The following is a 6,744-nucleotide window of genomic DNA, read 5'->3' on the forward strand; positions in this document are numbered from 1 at the left end:
GCACCGTCAGCAGTTCGCCGGTGGACAGGGCGGCGCTGACCGCCACACCCCGATCCACCCCCCACCACCTCACCCGAGCCCGGCGCGGGCACCGGCTCAGGGATGACGGCGAACGCCACCTGCCAGCACCCACCACGGTCGCGGGTCACCCGGAACGACGTCACACCCGCAGGCACGGCGCACGACCGCGCAACCGCACCCAGCCGACCTTCGAGATCCTCACCTCACCGACCTGGCGGGACAGACGGCACACGTCACCGGCCTTGACCGCGACGATCCGCAACCCTTCACCCCGCCCGCGCCGGCGAAAGGTGGGCCTGCGATGGGTCGTGCCGAAGAAGTTCGCCATCGCCTGGGCGACGTCCTTCAGGGCCTGCTGCTGCACGATCACCGCCCCCGCGCGCAGCCACCCGAACACGGCCCGCGCCCGGGTGAGCTGCCGGCACTGCTCGGCAAACCCCGGCGCGGACTTCCGGCCAGGCCGCCAGAACGCGCGCTGCTCCACCGCCAGATTCCCCACATACCGCGCGTGCCCGCAATACTCCACCAGCACCTGCCCTTGAGCCGGCGAAGGCTGAAGCCGGTAACGGGACATGCCCACCAAGCTACCGACCACCACCGACACAACCGGGACACCACCATGGCCCGCCGTTCCGCGTTTCCTCCCGCCCTGAAGGACGGGGCATCCACGCTGCAGGTACCCGGTGAGGAGCGGCACATCACCCTGGCCATGCTGGCTCACCACTACCTCGCGGTCACCGCTGCTCATGCTCCAAAGCCCAGCGACCTGATCCACCTCCTACCCGCCGAGACCCGCCGTCTTCTGGCACACCTGACCACCACGAGCACCCGCCCGATCGCCCACGCCCTCGTCTGGTCCCAGCCGCCAAGGAACTTCGCGACGAGGCGGCCACCGGGAAGATCACCGGCGATTGAGGACATCTGGTCGCACACCGAGCGGCGGTTTCCCGTACCGACCGTCGCGGCGCCCGCAGCGATGGCACGGGCCGCGGCTCAGCCGCAGGCACGTCGTGGCACGTCAAGATTGTGTCCACCGGCTGTAACCATGCCAGGTGGCAGCTCCAAGCACCACTGGCTGGAGCAGCGTGTGGTCTCCGAGACGTGGATCGTTCGTGCTGGCACGATACGCAAGGCCCACCCGAGGCTGGGCACACGGCCGTAGAGCGCTGTCCACCCGACCGTGCGGAAGCGGGACAGATCCCCTCGCCAATGGCGTAATCGCACCGAAGGCATGCTGGTCGAGCCGTCCATGACACCGCCTCCGCGGCGGTGCCGCGTGCGGTCGCCCCGGTGTCGGCACCGGCCCGGGCCCGGCGTTTCTGGTCGTGCTCGGTAGGCAGCCGGTCCCGCTCGACTTCCAGACGATGCCGCCCGGCGGACGATTCAGCCCGGGGGTGACCGTGTCCGGGCCCTATGGTGGTCTGGGCACGCTGCGAGCGCGCAAACCTCGTTCAGGCGACCGAGGGACGATGTCTAGCACTTTCGCGAAATTGCCAGCAAAGGAGCTTGATCCATTAACCTTTCGCCCATGGACCTACCGGGGGTGGACCCAAGCGTGCCGAGCGCGGCGCGCATATATGACTATTTGCTGGGCGGCAAGGATCACTTTGCCTCAGATCGCGAGGCCGCCGAAGCGGTACTCCGGTCCGTGCCGAACGCGCGCCAGAGCGCCAGGGCCAACCGCGCCTTTCTGAACCGGGCCGTACGTGTCCTCGTCGACGCCGGCGTTCGACAGTTCCTCGACATCGGCGCCGGGTTGCCGACGCAGGAGAACGTTCACCAGGTGGCCCAGCATGCGGCGCCGAGCTCACGGGTGGTCTACGTTGACAACGATCCCGTGGTGCTCGTCCACGCCCGCGCGCTGCTCGCCGACAACCCCGGCACGGTGGTCGCCCCCGCCGACATCCGCGACCCGGCAGCCCTCCTCCACCACCCCACGGTCGACGGCCACCTGGACTTCACCCAGCCGATAGGAGTGCTGCTCCTGGCCATCCTGCACTTCATCCCCGACGACAAGGAGGCGGCCCGCATCGTCGCCGAGCTCCGTCGCCCCCTGGTGTCCGGCAGCCACGTGGCCATCTCCCACGGCCACCCCGGCGAGCTGGCCGACGACCTGGCGGAGAAGGGCCGCGAGCTGTACCGCCGCACCCGTCAGGGAGCCGTCGTCGGCCGCACCCGCGCAGACATGGCCGCGTGGCTGGAGGGCTTGGAGCTCCTGCATCCGGGCATCGTCCCGATCCAAGGCTGGCGCCCCGACGACGACTTCGACCCCATCCCCGAACCCGCGGAACCCGGCGTCTTCGGCATGGTCGCGAGAGTTCCGTAGGGCGAGGTCCACAGCCCCCAGGTCGTGCCTCCCTCGGGCTATTCCGGCGGTGCACCTGCCGGGAAGGGCAAGCCAATCAGCACGCCACCGCTCACGACTCGATGAATGGGTGGGCGATCGGGAACTGCGGTCCGATTCCGTGTGCGAATGTCAGCCGGCGTCTCCGTCTACCGCCTGTGGCAGCGCTTTGTCAGCTCGTCGGTGGTGGTGGCGGCGTCGGTGATGTAATCGGCTGTGGCAGATCTGGCGGGACCAGCCAGAGCCGCGAGCGGGAGTTACAGGTCACGAAGGATCTCAGCCTCCGCACCCCTGCTCGTCTCATGACACCGGAACGACGCAGTATCGCACAGTGGCGGACGAGGCGGCTCGCGCCAGCTGCTGGTGCGGGCCTCCGGGGAGTATTCGACCGGGCCTTCCGAGATTACGCACAGCTGGACATCGCAGGAGCCCGGATCGGTTCCGGGAATACGAAGCGGTGCGTCCGCTGGAGTGGTGTCCGCGTTTGACCTGGTCAGCAGATGTGGCGTCGTGAAATGAGAACGGCCTTCGCGTGCTCATTCGCAGCAACGATCAAGAAGGAGAAGCGGTTGCCGCGGATAACAGTGTGATGCCTGCCCGGTGGCTGGCGCAGCAGATCGATACCGGTGATCAAGCCTCAACGCGACATCCTGGCTAAACGCGACACGCCGACCCCGAAGAGATCGTCGAAGCCATCCCCGCCGCAGGCGCCTGACCAGGCTCAACGCTCACGCCAAGTGACACGCCGCATCAGCATGTCCGCAAGTTTCTCCGCAGCTCAGAGCCGGTATCCGTGCACTTTTCTCGCTGCACATCTGCCCGGAGTTCCGCAGTTCCTGGTGGTGCTGGTGACACGGTTATGGGCAACAGGCCAGGTAAGCGGCGTTCGCGGTGGTGGCACAAGGAAGTCCGATCCGTGTCACTAGGAACACCGCTCGACACCTTGATCCTTAACGTCGTCCGAGGCCAGGGTGGTGCGTGTCACCAGTGGCGACACGAACTGCGGAACCCGGGTCTGCGGAACGCGGGTTCGCGGTCGCCGGCCCACGCGATTGTCGAATTTTCGGATCAGACGGACGAGCCGTGGACCTTTGGAGCGCTGGGTCAGCAAGACAGTCAACCTGAGCGTCAGCCAGATCTGGAGGACCTGGGCAACGCTTGGATCACCCTACCCACTATCCCGATTTGGCCTTGGCGCTGGGATGTGCGGCTTGGCGGGATCAGCGGGCGAAATGCTGCCCGGCAGACAATCCATGCTCGGCTTCGCCGAGATGGCAGGAAAGCGGTGGAGATCGGCAGCATCATCTCTCGTCAGCTGTAGCCGATGCTGACATCCTTCCTAGGGTCATAAGGGCCCCTCGAACGCGTTCGATGGCACCTCAAAAGAGCAGCATCACCATCTCCCGAGAAAGTCCTTTCTCATGTCGCTCAAACTCGTTGTCAAGGCATTTATTGCCTCTGCAGCAGTCGTGGCCATATTCGCTCCTACCTCGGCAAACGCTCAGGAGGTCACCACCAGCATCGCAAGGCAGGCGCTCCCTGGCGCTGTCCTGGATGGGGGTGAGCGACTGGCAGCCAGTGAGTTCCGCCAGTCTCCCAATGGCCTGTTCCGACTGGTGCAGGGAAGTGACGGCAATCTGGTTCTGCTCAACATGACGACAAAGAAGGCGGAGTGGAGCTCCCAGACTCACGGCAACGCGGGAGCATACACGGAAATGCTGCTCGATGGCAATCTGGCCGTCAAGTCAGCCGCCGGGAAGGCTCTGTGGAGCAGTAAGACCTTCGGCAATCGGGGTGCGCGTCTGGTCGTTCAGAACGACGGTAACGCCGTAATCTACAGCAGCGCTGATAAGGCGCTGTGGTCTACCAAGACGGCTATGTAGAGAGTCCATAACTCATCCCTGAGGTGGGATGACAGGTAAGCAAACGGGACAGATAGGCATACGCTGAACTGTGCCGGGTGTCGTCGCTATCGCTGAGTCACGAGCTTTAAGGCTTCGCTCGCGCTTTGACTCTGGTTCACTGAATCCGAGTCAATCCGGCGGCCGCAGGCGCCTCTGTGCAGAACCGCCGCGTGTCACCCCCCGGCATGGGCTGAGTACTGCTATCGCGGCAGCCTCTCAATGGAGAGAGGACTCTTCCTGCGGAAGGGATGTGTCGCTCAATCGTGGCGGCGTGCTCAAGCGCCGCCACGATCATCATGAACCTGACGGATGATCCAGATTTTCCTCCGCGGGATCACGATGACTATGCCATCGCCGGATGAGGCGACAGTAAACCAGTCTTCGGATGATTCTCCACTCGAACGTCGACATGGCGGAACTGCCAGCCTTGAAGGCTGTCGACGACCCTCCCCGTCCCGGCTGCACACTTCTGAAGAGCAATCGAATACAGGCGGAAGGATGAAGGCCTCCACCCCTATTGTTCTGGTGAGTCGTGAAGCGCCAGTTCTGCGCCCAGCATTCGACGTCACGCAGATGCTCACGCCGGAGGCGGTGATCCGTTGCAAGGGCAAGGTGATCACTGTTGCGCACATAGCACTAGTTGATCCGCATGCTGTGCGCGCCCGGCAGGCGCTAGTCGCAGCCCTGTATTTGCACAACTCCGGGATGACTGTCGTCATTGGCAATCCGCAACTCGTACCGGGCGATCTTGTTGCGCCAATTAATGCGTACCGCGCGGAAGCCAAAGAACTAGGCAAAGTCGTACCGGCGGAAATCCTCGTCATGGAAGACGCAATGCACATGTATGGCGATATCAGCGACGTTGTGCGGTCATTCGAAGACTGCCTATCATGAACCTCTCCCCGTAAGTTTCTGCGAGTGGCCGTGCTCTTCGGTGGTGCGGATGTGGAACGGGACATCTCGATCTCCAGCGCGCAGGTCACTACAGCCCCTGCGCGTGCAATATCGCGTGGACGCTCTCGACGCCGCCAAGGGCTGGACTCGGCCCCGCCGGGGAGGAATGTCTAGGACGGGCGCCGGTCGCCGGAGCTCCGCCCGCCCTGACCACTTTGCCCAGCGTGGCGGTGATACCCGGGCTCGGTGAAGAGTTGCTGGGCGTGGACGTGATCTTCCTCGCACTGCACGGCGGAGTGGGAGAGAACGACAGTAGGCATACGATTCTCGATGCGGCCGCGCCAGCCGACATAGGCAGCGGCCACCTGGCCAGCCCGAGCGCCATGGACGAGGACCTCACCAAACGGCTGATGCAGGCGGCGCAAGTCCTCACTTCCCCGGTATCTCCTGCTGCGAGCTCTGGCGATAAATGGCCAGGAAGACCCAGAGCTATATGGCGCGAGGATGGTTCCAGGTCGGTCAGGTGACTCTTCTAACGAGGGTCAGTGGGTATGTGCCGGCGCGCCAGGACCTCAGGTGACTTAGCGATGGCTTCGGGGCCGGGTTTGACGTAGCGCATGGCGGTGCGGGGGTTCTTGTGGCGGGTCTTGCCCATAACGAGCTGCAGCGGTACTTCGGCTTCGCCGAGGTGGGGTGGCGGCGGCGCGCATACTGACCGGTGCCGCTGCTTGTCTTGGCACCTGACCTGCTCGAAAGCCCTTGGCCCCTGACCTCCTTGAGGACCTACTCTCCAAGGATGGGAGAATTCATACTGCGTCCTCCGCAGCCTCACCCAAGAGCCTTTCGCCGGGCCACACCCGCGCGGAGCGGCGTGAATACAACCGTGTCCGTGCCGAGGAGTGGGAAACCGCCCTCCGGCGAGGTTGGGTGGTGGACATGGGAACGGACTGGGAGCAGCTCCTGATGGACAATGTCGGAGAGAGCTGGCTCTGGCTGCCGATCCTCGGACAGCTCAATTCGTTCTCGGACGCCGTCTTCGATCACGGCGACGTACCCCAGCTTGGGACTGTGGTCGCGCGCCTGGAGGAGGTGGCCGTCGATGACAATGACGCGTATCGCGGGTTGGTGGCAGCCCTGCGGAAGCTGCTGACGTGTTGGCGTGCGGAGCCCGGCCTGAAACTGTATTGGTACGGGGATTGAGCCCTGCTCGGATGCGAGTGACTAGCCGTAAGGCGGAAATGTCGGCGCTCTCAGCTCTGCCGCTGCTTCCTGCACTTGGCAGATTCGGGACAGATGGAATGCCTCGCATCTGCTCTGAACCGCCGTAAGCATCGTCACCTTCGGCAGTCTGGTCACGGCAACTCTCCTCCGGCCGAGTGGAAACGTCGTCGACGGTGTACCGCTGGCGGCAGGTAAAGACGAGCCAGGGTGAGGATTGGTGGGAGCCAGGCGAAAACGGTACTTCCCCCTGGTTGGTGGACACGCTGATACTGGATCTTGCTTGATCCAGAGGAAGCGAGAAGACCGCCGATGGCGTTGAAGGACTACTCGGAGGAGTTCAAGGCCGATGCCGTGGCCTTG

At 64.4% G+C, this 6,744-nt stretch carries 5 protein-coding genes and 1 pseudogene; 5 read left to right on the top strand and 1 reads right to left on the bottom strand.

Annotated elements, in window-relative coordinates; all coding sequences use genetic code 11:
- Positions 1-160: 160 nt before the first annotated feature.
- Entirely contained in the window at positions 161-769 is a 609-nt protein-coding gene (locus ACTWPW_RS62260; protein ID WP_443174734.1) for a hypothetical protein, read from the bottom strand.
- On the opposite strand from ACTWPW_RS62260, the pseudogene ACTWPW_RS62265 reads away from it, so the two are divergent.
- The 5 genes and pseudogenes from ACTWPW_RS62265 to ACTWPW_RS62285 form a co-directional block, all read left to right on the top strand.
- Positions 713-836: pseudogene (locus ACTWPW_RS62265) on the top strand (IS701 family transposase); the annotation flags it as partial. The gene ACTWPW_RS62260 and the pseudogene ACTWPW_RS62265 sit on opposite strands and share 57 nt — an antisense overlap.
- Before the next feature lie 713 nt (positions 837-1,549).
- Positions 1,550-2,347: an SAM-dependent methyltransferase gene (locus ACTWPW_RS62270; RefSeq protein ID WP_443174730.1), complete on the top strand. Its 798-nt coding sequence runs from the start codon at positions 1,550-1,552 to the stop codon at positions 2,345-2,347.
- Between the two features lie 1,439 nt (positions 2,348-3,786).
- Positions 3,787-4,248 (top strand): hypothetical protein, encoded by a 462-nt coding sequence (locus ACTWPW_RS62275; RefSeq protein WP_443174731.1) that lies wholly within the window; start codon positions 3,787-3,789, stop codon positions 4,246-4,248.
- 519 nt (positions 4,249-4,767) lie between these two features.
- Complete coding sequence (locus ACTWPW_RS62280) at positions 4,768-5,163, top strand: hypothetical protein (RefSeq protein WP_443174732.1); 396 nt, start codon at positions 4,768-4,770, stop codon at positions 5,161-5,163.
- A 936-nt stretch (positions 5,164-6,099) separates the two neighbouring features.
- Entirely contained in the window at positions 6,100-6,363 is a 264-nt protein-coding gene (locus tag ACTWPW_RS62285; protein WP_443174733.1) for a hypothetical protein, read from the top strand.
- Positions 6,364-6,744 lie beyond the last annotated feature (381 nt).

It is taken from the genome of Nonomuraea sp. KM90 (assembly GCF_052246675.1).
GTDB lineage: Bacteria > Actinomycetota > Actinomycetes > Streptosporangiales > Streptosporangiaceae > Nonomuraea.

Bases quoted from the DNA above. Each gene is read 5' to 3' on its own strand.
- ACTWPW_RS62275 (WP_443174731.1), top strand. From the start codon at position 3,787: ATGTCGCTCAAACTCGTTGTCAAGGCATTTATTGCCTCTGCAGCAGTC.
- ACTWPW_RS62270 (WP_443174730.1), top strand. From the start codon at position 1,550: ATGGACCTACCGGGGGTGGACCCAAGCGTGCCGAGCGCGGCGCGCATA.
- ACTWPW_RS62280 (WP_443174732.1), top strand. From the start codon at position 4,768: ATGAAGGCCTCCACCCCTATTGTTCTGGTGAGTCGTGAAGCGCCAGTT.
- ACTWPW_RS62260 (WP_443174734.1), bottom strand. From the start codon at position 769: ATGAGCAGCGGTGACCGCGAGGTAGTGGTGAGCCAGCATGGCCAGGGT.
- ACTWPW_RS62285 (WP_443174733.1), top strand. From the start codon at position 6,100: ATGGGAACGGACTGGGAGCAGCTCCTGATGGACAATGTCGGAGAGAGC.